Here is a 14,207-nt window from a genome sequence, read left to right on the forward strand (position 1 = left end):
AATCAAATAAAATTAAAAGGAGAATGACTATGACTGTAGATAATAACAAAGCTAAACAAGCATATGATAATCAAACGGGTGTTAACGAAAAAGAAAGACAAGAGCAACAAAAACAAGCACAACAAAATCAAGAACCACAATTTGAAAATAAATTAACATTTTCCGATGAAGTTGTTGAAAAAATTGCCGGAATTGCAGCTCGTGAAGTTAAAGGTATTCTAGATATGAAAGGTGGTATTGCTGATAGTTTCTCTAATGCGTTCTCAAGTGGAAACAATGTCACTACTGGTGTATCAGTTGAAGTTGGAGAAAAACAAGCAGCTGTAGATTTAAAAGTTATTCTAGAATATGGTGAATCTGCACCTAAAATTTTCCGTAAAGTCACTGATTTAGTTAAAGAACAAGTAAAATATATTACTGGTTTAGACGTTGTTGAAGTGAATATGCAAGTTGATGACGTTATGACTAAAAAAGAATGGCAACAAAAAAATGAAAAAAACAATGATAACAATAATAAAGAGAGACAAGGCTTACAATAAGTTATCATTAAATAAATAATATTACGCGCTTCGATAGACAAAGTCGAAGCGCGTTTTTGTGTACAAAAAATTTGGTGTGATTACTTCAATATTTGATATGAAAAAATTTTACAAATAAGCATTTTATTTGTATAATCCATGTTAGTGATAATGATAATTATTATCAATTGAACAATTGATATACATAGATAAAACTATAATGAAGTAAATGGATGGAGGCAGGGCATGATAAAACATCACATTAAGATGCGTGCTGATAAAAATATCCAATTTCGACTTATGAATACTTTAATCAAAGAACGTCTTTTTGCACAAGGTACTAAGATTACAGAAAGCCCTCAGCAACTAGAAATTCAATATCATTGTCATGTACTTTATATGACTGTCATTAGAAAAAGTTCATTTCAACGGTTTGAGTTCACACAAGATATTATTTATCAATGTGGTAATCATAAGAATTCAATCATGTCAGTTGAACAACTTATTGATATATTAAGAGATTCTTTTAGTATAAAAATATCTACAAAACTTTCTAAAGAACTTATCCATAGCAGAGATTGTTTAATTGAAAGTTATAAACATTTTGAACATCGACACGATGTAATTACTCAAAGTATGACATTTGCTAGATTACCAGAGGCATTAAATTTTTTTACTTGGTTACAGCATTTAGCTGATAATGGTGTCACGCAAGATTTGATGTATTCTGAAAGTTTAGTGACTGAAGGGCTAGCGCTTCATCCGCTTGAGAAAATGAAATTACCTATGTCCATAGAGGCAGTAAAAAAATATACGGCAGAATTTGAAAAAACAATTCATTTACCGATAATGCTCGTGCATCAAGATAAAATCAAGACAGCTACAATAAATAACGATAGTCAGTTTATTCTAAATCAAGTTATTCCTCAATATCGAAGTAAACTTAAGCGCTATATTGAACCGCTGGGTCTTAAATTGGATCGCTATCGAGTTATGATTGTCCATCCATGGCAATATAAGCATGTCATTGCAAAATATTTTGAATCATGGGTTAGTGAAAGCTGGTTGTTGCCAACGCCTTTAACAATTGAAGCTAAAGCTACTGAATCATTTAAGACATTAGATTTAATACATCAACCGTATCAAGTTGAAGTATCAGTTGATGTTCAAGATATTCATTCAATTCGTAGAGATTGTTTTATAACTATGGAAGATACACCAAAAATAACTCAAATTTTGCAACATATCTTTAAGGATGATTCTGACTTAGAAGTTACATGTAAGCCTTTTGTATCACATGTAAAGTCAGATGTTGAACATTCAAGCCAATTAGCTTGTAGTGTCAATCAGAAGCCAGCTATCTTTGAACCAGGATCTACTATTGCTTCTTCAAGTTTAGTTAATACTAATCCGGTTGATCAACATACAGTTATTGATAGCTATTTAGAATGGCTTGGTAACGCCGTCACACAAGAAAGTGTGATACATTTTATTTCTTCATATAGTGATACTTTATTGACGCCATTAATTAATGCTATCCAAGATTATGGGGTAGCATTAGATGCTAGCATGCAAAATATCATTGTACATTTAGGCAATGATTATCAAATGAAATTTATTTTTAGAGATATAAATGGAATAAGTATTCATATGCCAACACTATGTCAACAATTCTCAGATTTAAGACTGACGCATCATGATATATACAGTGCTTCAATCGAAGAAGTTGTCGCTAACTTACAACGAACGGTTATACAGTATCATCTTGCAGAATTAGTTCATCATTTTACACAATATGAAGGTATTACAGAACATGGTTTATACGGCATTGTTCAGCAAGTGATTTATACGGCAATAGATGACACTAGACCACATGCAGATATTTTAAAAAAGGTGTTTTTTGGAGCGAAAGTTAAAGATCATTCCTCATTTCAACAATACCTATATCCTGAACTTGCACGTGAAAAATGTATAGAATTTGATAATCCATTAGAAAGTGAGGTGTAGCTCATGCCTAAATTGAATATTAATTTAGCTAAAATTAAATATAATGCTCAAGTATTGCAGTCTTTTTTAGCTTCAAAAGATATTAACTTTACACCAGTTGTCACAGCGATTGCAGGTGATCGTGAAATTTTGAAGGTTTTGAAGCAAGTAGGATTAACTGAAATAGCAGATTCGAGGTTAGCTAATATTCAGCGATTTGGTGATCCAGATGTAAATTTTATCCTGTTGAAATCCCATGCAGAAGACTGTGATAAAGAGATTATTCAGCATGTTAAGATAAGTGTTCAAACAGAACTAACGTCAATATATCGTTTAAATGAGGTTGCACAGACCTTAGGGACTACGCATCAAATTGTGTTGATGGTGGACTGGAAAGATGGACGTGAAGGTGTTTTAACCTATGATGTGTTGCAATATTTACATGAAATTATGTCTTTAAAACATATCAAAGTTATTGGGTTGGCATTTAATTTTATGAGTTTTAAATCTGAGGCACCTAGTGATGATGATATTTTTACGATGAATCAATTTATTTGTGCGGTAGAGAAAGAACTTGGATATCGTTTAAAACTTATCTCTGGGGGCAATTCCAGTATGTTGCCACAATTAATGTATAATGACTTAGGAAAAATTAATGACCTACGCATTGGTGATACATTATTTAGGGGTGAAAATACTACGTCAGGTCAGCCTATGCCTAATTTATATCAACATGCGATTACGTTAGAAGCGCAAATTATCGAAATTAAGCCAAGAGTAAATATGGAGACAAAGCAGTCATATTTACAAGCTATCGTCAATATTGGTTATATAGATACAGTGACTAACAACATTCAACCGATGGATAAAGAATTGAAAATTAAAGGTGCATCAAGCGACTATTTAATGATTGACTTAAATAATCAAGATGGCTATCAATTAGGCGATACCATAACCTTTACTTTAGGTCATGAAGCACTAACCCAGTCAATGTATATGCGCCATTTAGAAAAGAATTATGTAAATGATGACCTTATAAATGCGTTAATTGCAAATTTTGATAAAAATACGATGCGACAATGTCATCAACACCATCAACATCTAAAAAATTAAGAAGCAGAGCAATAAAGGATATGATTGGTATAAATTGTGATAATTAGTTTGATTGTCATATGTTTAAGAACATAAACAGTAACAGAATCTATTATATTAAGACTTATATAAAAATAGTCTGTGTAAAAAATGTAACGTAATAATGTTGAAGTTTCCATTGTTAGTTGTTGACTGGATTGAAAATACGCTTATACCAAATTTTTTCAATCCTAGTCAACCTAGCCGGGGCGGGACTACGAATTCATTATGAATTCTGTCCCGCTCAGTATTTTTCTAGGAATTCTGTCCCAGACTGTTTTACCAGAATCTATGCTTGACTTATCCTTGTTTCGATCTTTAATCAATAGGAAATATTTTAGATAAAATAAATAACATTTGTATTTACACAACATATTTTCTCTATATAAATTTTAATAAAATTAGGTTGACATTGATAATCGTTATCAATACACTATATAATGTAAATACTATAATTAAGGAGTGACATGGAATGAAGGCTTGGAAATACATAAGTATCATTGGGCTACTGTTTTTATTAGTAACTGCTGCTGCTTGTGGCAATGTCAGTGATAATGGATCAAGTAGTTCTAATAAAAAATCGTCTTCAAAAGATACGATTGAAGTTAAAACAGAACAAGGGAATGTCAAGGTCCCTAAAGATGCAAAACGTGTAGTAGTCCTAGAATACTCATTCATTGACGCACTTGCTGCTTTAGATGTTAAACCGGTGGGTGTGGCAGATGATAACAAACCAAATCGCATAATCAAACCATTACGTGATAAAATCAAAGGCTATACATCAGTAGGGACACGTAAACAGCCTAATTTAGAAGAAATTAGTAAAACAAAACCCGATGTGATTATTGCTGATAGTCAGCGTCATAAAGGCATTTATAAAGAATTAAATAAAATTGCACCAACAGTGATGTTGAAAAGCTTTGATGGGGACTATAAAGAAAACATAAACGCTTATAAAACGATTACCAAAGCATTGAATAAAGAAAAACAAGGTCAAAAACGCTTAGACAAACATAATAAATTAATGGCAGAATATAAAAAGCAAATCAAATTTGACAAAAATGAAAAAGTATTACCTGCTGTTGCATCTAAATCAGGTTTACTAGCACACCCTAGTAGCTCATATGTTGGACAACTTTTAGGTGAGTTAGGTTTCAAAGAAGCATTAAATGATGATGTAACGAAAGGTTTAAGTAAATATTTACAAGGACCATATTTGAAATTAAATTCAGAAACACTTGCAGATGTTAATCCACAAAGAATGTTTATCATGACAGATAAAGCAAGTCCAGAAGAACCATCATATAAAGAATTCCAAAAAGATCCAGTCTGGAAAAAATTAGATGCAGTTAAACATAATCGTGTTGATGTTGTAGATAGAGACTTATGGGCACGTGCACGTGGTTTAATTTCTTCAGAACAAATGGCGAAAGAAATTGTAGATTTATCAACGAAAGAGCAAAAGTAAGGTGGTAAGGAAAGACTATGACAAAACTATCTAGTCAATCCGCTATCGAAAAACAAAACAAGAAACGCACTATGCTCACCTATGTGGTGAGCTTGTGCTTTCTTTTTATTTGTATCTACTTTAATTTAGCGGTAGGATCATCCAAAATACATTTTCACGATGTGATAGATTATTTTTTTACGACACATGAATCAAGAGCTACATTTTTAATTCATAATGTAAGAATGCCTCGAATGATTGGGGGCTTAATTATAGGTGGTGCATTGGCACTCGCAGGTTTGCTAATGCAGGCAATGACTAGAAATCCGCTAGCTTCACCTCAAATTTTCGGCGTGAACGCAGGCGCTTCATTTGTTGTTGTATTAGTAACAGTATTAGTGCCTTCATTAGGAAATTTTGCGACACCATTAGCATTTTTAGGCGCATTTTTAGGTGGTTTAACGGTATATGTTTTATCCGGATCGACACGTCAAATCACACCCGTTAAACTAGCGCTTGCTGGAATGGCAATTCATCTCTTTTTTAGCAGCTTAACGCAAGGTATCATTTTATTAAATGAAGATTCAAACGATACAGTAATGTTTTGGCTTGTAGGTTCATTAAATGGTTTAAAATGGACGCAATTATTGGCAGTTGTTCCATGGATTATTGTTGCGGTGGTTGTTACATTGATGATTAGTAGACAGCTTAGTATTATGGAGCTAGGAGATGACATCGCCAAAGGATTGGGTCAAAAAACACAGTTAGTTCGCATTATAGCTGGTTTATTAATCGTTGTACTTGCAGGTACGTCTGTGTCTATTGTTGGGCCAATCGGATTTATCGGATTAATTGTACCTCATATTGTTAAACACTATGTAGGACAAAATTATTCAGTATTAATTCCTTTAACGTTTATCATTGGTGCCGATTTATTATTGCTTTCCGATGTACTAAGTAGACTTATTACATTTCCATTTGAGTCTCCAGTAGGTATTGTGACGTCGTTTGTCGGCGCTATATACTTCCTATTATTTACGTTAAAAGGGGTGAAAAGAATTGACTAAAAAAGTACTAATTCGACGTTATACTATTGTGCTGATTGTGCTATTGATTGCATTTGTCAGTAGCTTATGTGTCGGTTCTACTATGTTTTCACCCATTTATGCGTTAAAACATATGTTCACTTTTGATGACTTTATTTTAAATGAATATCGAATTCCAAGAACATTATTAGGTTTACTCGTTGGCTGCAGTCTAGCGATTTCAGGTGCGATAATTCAAGGTGTAGTTAGAAATCCGTTAGCATCTCCAGATGTTATCGGTATCTCTAAAGGTGCAAGTTTAGCTGCGGTTATACTTATAATGGTTTTTCCATCAGCACCCTTGTTTTTATTACCAGTGGGTTCATTTATCGGTGCGCTATGTATTAGTTTGATTTTGTCTATTCTCATATCTAGATTTAATGTAAAAGGGTCTAGTTTAGCACTTATTGGATTAGCAATTGGTGCGATTTGTACAGCAATTGTACAGTTTCTACTAATACGAAATCCTATGGATGCAAATAATGCTTTATTATGGCTAACTGGTAGCTTATATGGGCATACGATTGAAAATGTATTGGCGATTTTGCCATGGTTTATCATTGCAATTCCACTGATTTTAATTTTAAGTTATCAACTTGATATTTTAAATTTGGGAGATCAGTTGGCAATCGCATTAGGTGCCAAAGTAAAAGGTTTAAAAATGACATTACTGATATTATCTGTAGTTCTTGCAGGTGCATCGATTTCAGTAGTGGGTGGTATTAGTTTTCTAGGATTAATTGCACCGCATATTGCGCGTTCAATTGTCGGACAACGCTATTTGCATATTGTTTTGATGTCTGGTCTTATAGGTGCAGCACTTATTTTATTCAGTGATGCTTTAGCCAGAGGCATACATCCACCTTTAGATATCCCAGTAGGTGTCATAATAGCAATTATTGGCGTGCCATATTTCCTATTTTTATTGAAAAAATTATAATCACTTAAGAGATTGAAATAGTATTTAGCAATTTGTAATATCTAATGTTTAACATTTATGGATGTAACAATTTGTGACATATTATTTCAATCTTTTTTTAGGTATTGAAGATTTAGGTAAAATAAGATATAGTTTATTAATACGAAAAAATTCATAAAAATGCATTTACAAAAATTATTAATTGTTTTAAGGGGATTTTTTAGACTCTGAATGCAAAATGAATGTATATAGTAGACACAATATATAAATAGAAAAGGTGTTTAAATGGAAGGTTATTCGAAGAAAGAAATTATTAGAGGTCGCGCAAAGTTTATTGTGATGTCCATCATAGGTATCATTTTATTTTTAATTCCAGTACCAGTTGTACAAGATGGTCAAAAAACCACAACGTTACCGGTTGCTTATTTAGCAGGCGCACTTAAATCTCTATTAGGAGAGGCCATGCCACTAATCATCTTGTTTATTGTTACGCTTTCTGGGATATTATCTATTTTATGTTCTACATTCTATAAGAATAAATTGAATCCAGAAGGGTTAATGTACAGCGCTTTTAATGTTAAATGGGGCTGGCTTATATTAAGAGTATTAGCAGTATGTTTTGTCTGGATGACTTATTTTAAATTTGGCTCTCATGTGATTTATTCAAATGAAACAGGTGGATTAATTTTTTCAGATTTATTACCTACATTGGTTGCAGTTTTTTTCTTTGCAGCATTATTTTTACCATTTTTAATGGACTATGGCTTGTTAGAATTTTTAGGGCCTGTGTTTAGACCCGTCATGAGACCATTGTTTACTTTACCTGGTCGTTCAACAGTAGATAACTTGGCCTCATTTATTGGAGATGGTACTGTGGGAGTGCTCATTACCAGTAAACAATATGAAAAAGGTATTTACTCAAAAAGAGAGGCAACTGTAATTTCAACAACGTTTAGTGTTGTTTCTATTACATTTGCAATTGTTATAGCTGGAACGGTTGGCATGGAATCTAGGTTCTTATTATTTTATTCATCTGTCATACTTTCATGTTTAATTGCAGCTGTTATTATGCCAAGAATTTGGCCGTTAAACACAATTCCAGATGAATATGCTAAAGATACGAACGGTTCAATTCATGATGAAGATTTGCCAGAGGGTAAAAGTGCTTTAGGCTATGGCTTAGAAGAAGCGACGAAAGTAGGTTTAAACGCGCCTGGTTTTATTAATTTTTTCAAATCTGGCTTTAAAACGGTTATTGATATGTGGTTTGTTGTACTTCCGGTAGTTATGGCAATCGGAACAATAGCGACTATAATTGCTAATTACACACCAGTATTTGAATTTATTGGAAAACCATTTATTCCATTATTAAATATTTTACAAATTCCGGAAGCTGCTGCAGCATCACAAACCTTGATAATTGGTTTCGCGGATATGTTTTTACCTTCAATATTAATTCAAGGTGCTCATAGTGAAATAACTCGATTTGTCGTAGGTGCTTTAAGTATTTCTCAACTTATCTATTTATCTGAGGTTGGCGGTGTTATTTTAGGTTCTAAAATACCAGTAAGTGTAGGGAAGTTATTTATGATTTTCTTAATAAGAACATTGATTACGTTACCAATTATTTCTTTAATGGCACATTTATTTTTGTAATAAAATGAGTTATAAAAATTGTAAAAGCATACGTAAAAAAGCTGATAAGGCTTTAACTACGTATGCTTTTTTTATGAATGGATGTTATTTATTAAATTAACGTAAAATGAGGGGAGCGGAACAGAATTCATTATGAATTCGTAGCCCCGCCCCGCTAACTGCTGCCATATAGTTCATAGTCTAAAACATAATGATGTCTCAGACTGCTCTAAATGCTTCTATGCTAATTTATAAAATATTATTTTGTAAGTTCGTTATAAACTTTTTGATCGTTATGTGTATAAATAATATATTCGTGATCGTTAGTATCTATAATAACGCGATTTGTTTTACCGAATGTAGATCCAATGCGAGAAATATTTTTCTCATCTAATTCAGGAACAGCATGTATATCTTGGTCTTGTGAAATGTTTTTAATATCTTGTGTTGGAATTTTAATATCTGCAACACGCCATTGAATTCTAACTTCATTATTATCTTTTTTTACTGTCATTGCCATTATAGAACACTTCCTTTTAACAATTTGTAATTTAATAATAATGCAAATTGCAATCGTTTTCAAGTATTTATGTGATACTTTTTTAAATTTGTGACATACTAATTATTTGAGCGAAAGTATGTTCGCTTTTAGGGTCAAATTATGCTATTATATTTGAAAGAAAAGGGAGTGTGAACTATGACGGGAAAGACACATGCATCGTGTGGTCTTTTAGTAGGAGCATGGACAACACAGTATTATCAAACAGATATATTTACTACTGTTACTGTCATGTGGTTAGCTACAATGGCAAGTTTATTGCCAGATATATGCCATATGAGAAGTAAAATTGGAAGAAGATTAAAATTAATAAGTTTTATAATAAGATTACTTTTTGGTCATCGCACTTTCACACACTCGCTTATATTCGTTTTTTTAATTGCATCTGCGCTTGTCTTAATTCATAGTCCATTGTATTATTTAGTTTCAATTATCGGGGGATTGCTATCTCATGTTATACTAGATATGTTAACACCTAGAGGAGTTCAATTATTTTATCCACTTCCTCAGAATATTCACTTTCCAATTACCGTGAAAACAGGGGGATGGATGGATTTATCACTGGCTACTGCGTTAACAGTCGGTGCAGCATATACTTTATTTCAACCCGCATTTGAGGATTTTTTATTTTATATAGGAAAATACTTTGCATGAGCTAGGGACATCATTATGTTTTAAGTTATGAACTAAATCTTGGTAGTAGTTGACTAAGATTGAAAATACGCTAATACTAAGCTTTTTTCAATGCAAGTCAACCTTGCCAGGGCAGCACAACAAATTCATAATGGATTCTGTTCCGCTTCCAAAGCGTTTTATATTATGATGTGATTTGAAATGAATATAAATTATTATTGACAATGTTGTAATCAATAGCAGCATTTGATATGTAATTTACATAAGGAGCGTATTAGCATTTTGGATAAAAATAAACTTGAAAAATATAATCAAGCACATTTATGTGAATATGAAAAATTAATGAGTAATAATGAAAAAGAGCAATTAGAGGAGAAGGTTGATTCATTAGATTTGGCTGAAATACAAGCATTATATCAAGATCTATATGTTAATCGACGACAAATAGATGATATTAATGATATTTCAGAGATTAATTATGTAAATCAAGCAGCTATGAATGATAAAGATAAACATGCATATGAGCAAAAAGGTATAGAAGCAATAAGAAATGGTGAGTTTGCGGTATTATTAATGGCTGGGGGACAAGGCACAAGGTTAGGTTATCAAGGTCCTAAAGGTTCTTTTGAAATTAAAGGAATAAGTCTATTTGAATTGCAAGCACGTCAATTATTGAAATTACAACATCAAACTGGACATTTAATTCACTGGTATATCATGACAAGTGATATTAATCATGAGGCTACAGTTACATATTTTGAAGATCATCAATTCTTTGGTTTTAATGCTGAAAATGTCCATTTCTTCAAACAAGACAACATGGTAGCGTTGAGTGAGCAAGGTCAGCTGGTTCTTAATAAACAAGGCTATATCATGGAAACACCAAATGGTAATGGTGGGGTGTTTAAATCACTGAAAAAAGCCGGGTATTTAGATCAGATGATGGATAATGGCGTTAAATATATTTTCTTAAATAATATAGATAATGTATTAGTGAAAGTACTTGATCCGCTATTTGCTGGTTTCACTGTTGTGCACGATTTAGACATAACAACTAAATCTATTCAGCCTAAGCAAGGCGAAAGTGTTGGACGTTTAGTTAATAAAGATTGTAAAGATACCGTGCTAGAATATTCAGAGTTAGATGAGCAATTGGCAAATAAGCTTAATAATGCCAATATTGGTATACATGCATTTAAACTTGCTTTTATTAATCAAGCTGTTAACTATGATTTACCTTATCATTTAGCTATTAAAAATTTAAAACAGTTAGATGAAGATTTTGGTATAGTTGAAAAGCCAACGCTTAAATTCGAATTATTTTATTTTGATATATTCCGTTATGCAACAAGCTTTATCACGTTACAAGTTGAACGCGATGAAGAGTTTTCACCGTTGAAGAATAAAGAAGGTAAAGATAGTGTAGCTACAGCGACAGCTGATTTAGAACGAATGAATATTATTTCATAGGACGGTGATATAGAGATGCCTCACATATCAATTAAGAAGTCAAAGGATTCAGTAGTAGAAAGTTTTAAAGACATCATCCCACTAACATTTGGAGAAGAAATAGGTAATGCTGTTTCGCACGGAGTTGCAGCATTTCTGACGTTGCTTATCTTACCTTATGCAGCAGTGCATAGTTATAATGATGGTGGTGCACTACAGTCTTTAAGTGTTTCAATTTTTGTTATTAGCATTTTCTTAATGTTTATATCATCAACCATTTATCACACAATGAAAAATAATAGTATTCATAAATATGTGTTGAGGATTATCGACCACAGTATGATTTATGTTGCAATATCAGGGACGTATACGCCAGTTCTTTTACATGTTGTAGGAGGATGGATTGGTTGGGCCGTATTTACTTTATTATGGGGAACAACCATCTGGGGTATTCTATACAAATCAATTGCGACCCGTGTTAATCCTAAATTAAGCTTAATCGTATATCTTGTAATGGGATGGGTAGGCGTCATTTTTCTTCCTATCATTTTAATGAGAACATCGCTTTGGTTTATTTTATTTATATTTCTAGGTGGAGTTGCGTATTCTATTGGCGCCTGGTTTTATGCTCAAAAGAATAGAAATTATTTTCATATGATATGGCATCTATTTATTGTACTTGCGTCACTTTTCCATTTAATTGCTATCCTCTATTTTATGTAATAAATAATATAAATTAACAGATTGGTGGTCTTAGCATATAGGCCATCAGTCTTATTTTTTATATTTTTAAGAAGATAATTAAGCAGTGATATATACTTTAATTACAAACATTGATAATATATATAGGCAATATTTTGAAAGAAAGGGAGGTATCTAATATGAGATTAAAATCAATTGGTGTGGTTGTTGCCCTGATTTTAACAATGTTTATGGCTGCAATTGAAACTTCGATTATTTCTTTAGCCATGCCTACTATAAGAGAAGACCTCCATGCTGGAAACAATATATCATTAGTTTTTACAATATATTTTGTTGCTCTTGTAATAGCCAATCCTATTGTTGGAGAATTGCTGACTAGATACAAAATTATATACATAGCTGCAACAGGATTATTTTTATTTGGTCTTGGAAGTTTAATGTCTGGCCTTAGTCCAACATTTGCATTTTTAATTACGTCAAGAGCTATTCAAGGACTTGGTGCAGGGGTAATGATGTCGTTAACTCAAATTGTGCCAAAATTAGCATTTGAAATTCCTCTAAGATATAAAATTATGGGTATAGTTGGTAGTGTTTGGGGTGTCTCTAGTATTATTGGCCCTGTACTTGGGGGAGGCATTTTAGAATTTGCAACATGGCATTGGCTATTTTTTATTAATATACCTATTGCTATCATTGCTATTATACTTGTCTTTATAACTTACCACTTTCCTAATGAACAGGAAGTTAAAGCGTCTAACTTTGATGTTAAAGGCATTACATTATTTTATATATTTATTTTGTTATTAATGATAGGACTACTTTATCAACATATGATAGTAATAAATATTATAAGTATTCTATTAGCTGTCATTGTATTGTTCGGTTTGTTTAAATTTGAAGCGCAAATAAAGCAACCTTTTTTACCTATTGTTGAATTTAATCGATCAATAACGTTAGTATTTATTACAGACTTTGTTATTGCACTTTCGCTCATGGGCTATAATTTATATATTCCAATCTATTTGCAAGATCATTTGGGATTATCTCCATTGCAAAGTGGTTTCATCATATTTCCTTTATCTGTAGCTTGGATTATTTTGAATTTTAATTTGGCTAAAATTGAAAATTTATGTAGTAGAAAAATGCTGTATATTGGAGCGTTTACAGTGCTACTTGTTGCGAGTATAATTATCTATTTAAATTTAGATTTACCATTGCTCATTGCGACTGCGGTGATTTTTGCTGGTTTAAGCTTTGGATTTGTTTATACAAAGGATAGTGTAATCGTGCAAGAAGAAACAAGTCCTATATATATGAAAAAAATGATGTCATTTTATGCTCTGACTAAAAACTTGGGCTCCTCAGTAGGTTCTTCTTTGATGGGGTACTTATATGCAACGACACATGGATTGTTTGGAGCAAATTTACAGAACATTTTAGGAAGTATTGTTATATTAATGATTATTTTAATGATTTCATGGTCATGGACGTATAAAGAACAGCATGATTAATTTTCATCTGACCGTTTATCTATTATGATAGGCGGTCTTTCCATATCAATAGCTACTAAATAGTGTTAAAATACTATTGTATAATTTTAGGAGGAGGCAGAAAGAATGAAACGATTTAATAACAACATATTAGTAACATTATTAGTTTTTGCTGTCTTTGTTGTCTCCGGAGCAGTATTTTTAACTTTCTTAGGGTTTGGGCTGTTTGGTTTAAGTCGTTTGCTCATATACTTTCATCTAGGAAGTTTTGATTATGATAAAAGTTTCATAGACAATTTAATATATTATGGTAGCTACATTGTTTTTGGTTATTTTATCTTTTTTGCTATAGAACATTTAATGGACTATTTTAGAAAAAAATTACCAGAAAATGATTATTTTAATGGTGGTACCTTTCATCTCATATCATATGTAGTAACAACCATTCTTTTTTACTTTGTCATTCATATTAACTACGCATATATTAAAATAGATTTTTGGGTAATTATGCTCATTATTGGCTTTTTATATATGTGTAAAATTGTCTTTTATCCTGATAGTGAAAATTTAAATAGAAATCAACGTAACTCATAATGTGAGCAAAACCCTTGTTTAATAAGACAGAAATTGGAAAAATAATTAAATAGTTTACT

At 32.0% G+C, this 14,207-nt stretch carries 13 protein-coding genes; 12 read left to right on the forward strand and 1 reads right to left on the reverse strand.

The annotated features are described in order from the left end of the window. The first annotated feature begins 29 nt into the window (after nt 1–29). From AL499_RS10700 to AL499_RS10730, 7 genes are all read left to right on the forward strand, one after another. Entirely contained in the window at nt 30–539 is a 510-nt protein-coding gene (locus tag AL499_RS10700) for an Asp23/Gls24 family envelope stress response protein (RefSeq protein WP_002478917.1), read from the forward strand. Nucleotides 540–764: 225 nt separating this feature from the next. Next, nucleotides 765–2,525, forward strand: coding sequence for an IucA/IucC family protein (locus AL499_RS10705; protein ID WP_002492290.1), 1,761 nt, complete (start codon nt 765–767; stop codon nt 2,523–2,525). 3 nt (nt 2,526–2,528) lie between these two features. Further along, the gene (locus AL499_RS10710; RefSeq protein ID WP_002492241.1) at nt 2,529–3,617 is read left to right on the forward strand and encodes an alanine racemase; all 1,089 of its coding nucleotides are present in this window, start codon (nt 2,529–2,531) and stop codon (nt 3,615–3,617) included. A gap of 490 nt (nt 3,618–4,107) precedes the next feature. Then, nucleotides 4,108–5,103 carry an ABC transporter substrate-binding protein gene (locus tag AL499_RS10715; RefSeq protein WP_002492277.1) on the forward strand — a complete coding sequence of 332 codons (996 nt, stop codon included), beginning with the start codon at nt 4,108–4,110 and terminating at the stop codon, nt 5,101–5,103. Between the two features lie 17 nt (nt 5,104–5,120). Further along, a complete protein-coding gene (locus AL499_RS10720) occupies nt 5,121–6,149 on the forward strand; it encodes a FecCD family ABC transporter permease (protein WP_002492231.1) in 1,029 nt (342 codons plus the stop codon). Beyond that, a complete protein-coding gene (locus tag AL499_RS10725; protein WP_002459989.1) occupies nt 6,142–7,107 on the forward strand; it encodes a FecCD family ABC transporter permease in 966 nt (321 codons plus the stop codon). The genes AL499_RS10720 and AL499_RS10725 overlap by 8 nt, the downstream gene beginning before the upstream one ends. A gap of 264 nt (nt 7,108–7,371) precedes the next feature. After that, complete coding sequence (locus tag AL499_RS10730; RefSeq protein WP_002478923.1) at nt 7,372–8,742, forward strand: YjiH family protein; 1,371 nt, start codon at nt 7,372–7,374, stop codon at nt 8,740–8,742. 238 nt (nt 8,743–8,980) lie between these two features. Here AL499_RS10730 and AL499_RS10735 read toward each other — a convergent pair whose 3' ends face one another. Then, nucleotides 8,981–9,241 (reverse strand): SunI/YnzG family protein, encoded by a 261-nt coding sequence (locus tag AL499_RS10735; protein ID WP_002459987.1) that lies wholly within the window; start codon nt 9,239–9,241, stop codon nt 8,981–8,983. 177 nt (nt 9,242–9,418) lie between these two features. Here AL499_RS10735 and AL499_RS10740 point away from each other — a divergent pair, with 177 nt between their 5' ends. The 5 genes from AL499_RS10740 to AL499_RS10760 all read left to right on the forward strand — a co-directional run bounded on the left by AL499_RS10740 (nt 9,419) and on the right by AL499_RS10760 (nt 14,148). Further along, nucleotides 9,419–9,934, forward strand: a complete 516-nt coding sequence (locus tag AL499_RS10740; protein ID WP_002492221.1) for a metal-dependent hydrolase — start codon at nt 9,419–9,421, stop codon at nt 9,932–9,934. 258 nt (nt 9,935–10,192) lie between these two features. After that, nucleotides 10,193–11,383, forward strand: coding sequence for a UTP--glucose-1-phosphate uridylyltransferase (locus tag AL499_RS10745; RefSeq protein ID WP_037540597.1), 1,191 nt, complete (start codon nt 10,193–10,195; stop codon nt 11,381–11,383). Nucleotides 11,384–11,398: 15 nt separating this feature from the next. Continuing rightward, nucleotides 11,399–12,085, forward strand: a complete 687-nt coding sequence (gene trhA / locus AL499_RS10750; RefSeq protein ID WP_002459981.1) for a PAQR family membrane homeostasis protein TrhA — start codon at nt 11,399–11,401, stop codon at nt 12,083–12,085. Nucleotides 12,086–12,243: 158 nt separating this feature from the next. Then, nucleotides 12,244–13,575: a multidrug efflux MFS transporter SdrM gene (gene sdrM, locus AL499_RS10755; RefSeq protein ID WP_002478926.1), complete on the forward strand. Its 1,332-nt coding sequence runs from the start codon at nt 12,244–12,246 to the stop codon at nt 13,573–13,575. 105 nt (nt 13,576–13,680) lie between these two features. Beyond that, nucleotides 13,681–14,148 (forward strand): SepA family multidrug efflux transporter, encoded by a 468-nt coding sequence (locus tag AL499_RS10760; RefSeq protein ID WP_002478927.1) that lies wholly within the window; start codon nt 13,681–13,683, stop codon nt 14,146–14,148. The last annotated feature ends 59 nt before the right edge of the window (nt 14,149–14,207 follow it).

The sequence above is a fragment of the Staphylococcus lugdunensis genome, assembly GCF_001558775.1.
In the GTDB taxonomy this organism is placed as follows: domain Bacteria; phylum Bacillota; class Bacilli; order Staphylococcales; family Staphylococcaceae; genus Staphylococcus; species Staphylococcus lugdunensis.

Bases quoted from the DNA above. Each gene is read 5' to 3' on its own strand.
- AL499_RS10730 (WP_002478923.1), top strand. From the start codon at position 7,372: ATGGAAGGTTATTCGAAGAAAGAAATTATTAGAGGTCGCGCAAAGTTT.
- AL499_RS10740 (WP_002492221.1), top strand. From the start codon at position 9,419: ATGACGGGAAAGACACATGCATCGTGTGGTCTTTTAGTAGGAGCATGG.
- AL499_RS10760 (WP_002478927.1), top strand. From the start codon at position 13,681: ATGAAACGATTTAATAACAACATATTAGTAACATTATTAGTTTTTGCT.
- AL499_RS10735 (WP_002459987.1), bottom strand. From the start codon at position 9,241: ATGGCAATGACAGTAAAAAAAGATAATAATGAAGTTAGAATTCAATGG.
- AL499_RS10720 (WP_002492231.1), top strand. From the start codon at position 5,121: ATGACAAAACTATCTAGTCAATCCGCTATCGAAAAACAAAACAAGAAA.
- AL499_RS10710 (WP_002492241.1), top strand. From the start codon at position 2,529: ATGCCTAAATTGAATATTAATTTAGCTAAAATTAAATATAATGCTCAA.
- AL499_RS10715 (WP_002492277.1), top strand. From the start codon at position 4,108: ATGAAGGCTTGGAAATACATAAGTATCATTGGGCTACTGTTTTTATTA.
- AL499_RS10700 (WP_002478917.1), top strand. From the start codon at position 30: ATGACTGTAGATAATAACAAAGCTAAACAAGCATATGATAATCAAACG.
- AL499_RS10705 (WP_002492290.1), top strand. From the start codon at position 765: ATGATAAAACATCACATTAAGATGCGTGCTGATAAAAATATCCAATTT.
- trhA (WP_002459981.1), top strand. From the start codon at position 11,399: ATGCCTCACATATCAATTAAGAAGTCAAAGGATTCAGTAGTAGAAAGT.
- sdrM (WP_002478926.1), top strand. From the start codon at position 12,244: ATGAGATTAAAATCAATTGGTGTGGTTGTTGCCCTGATTTTAACAATG.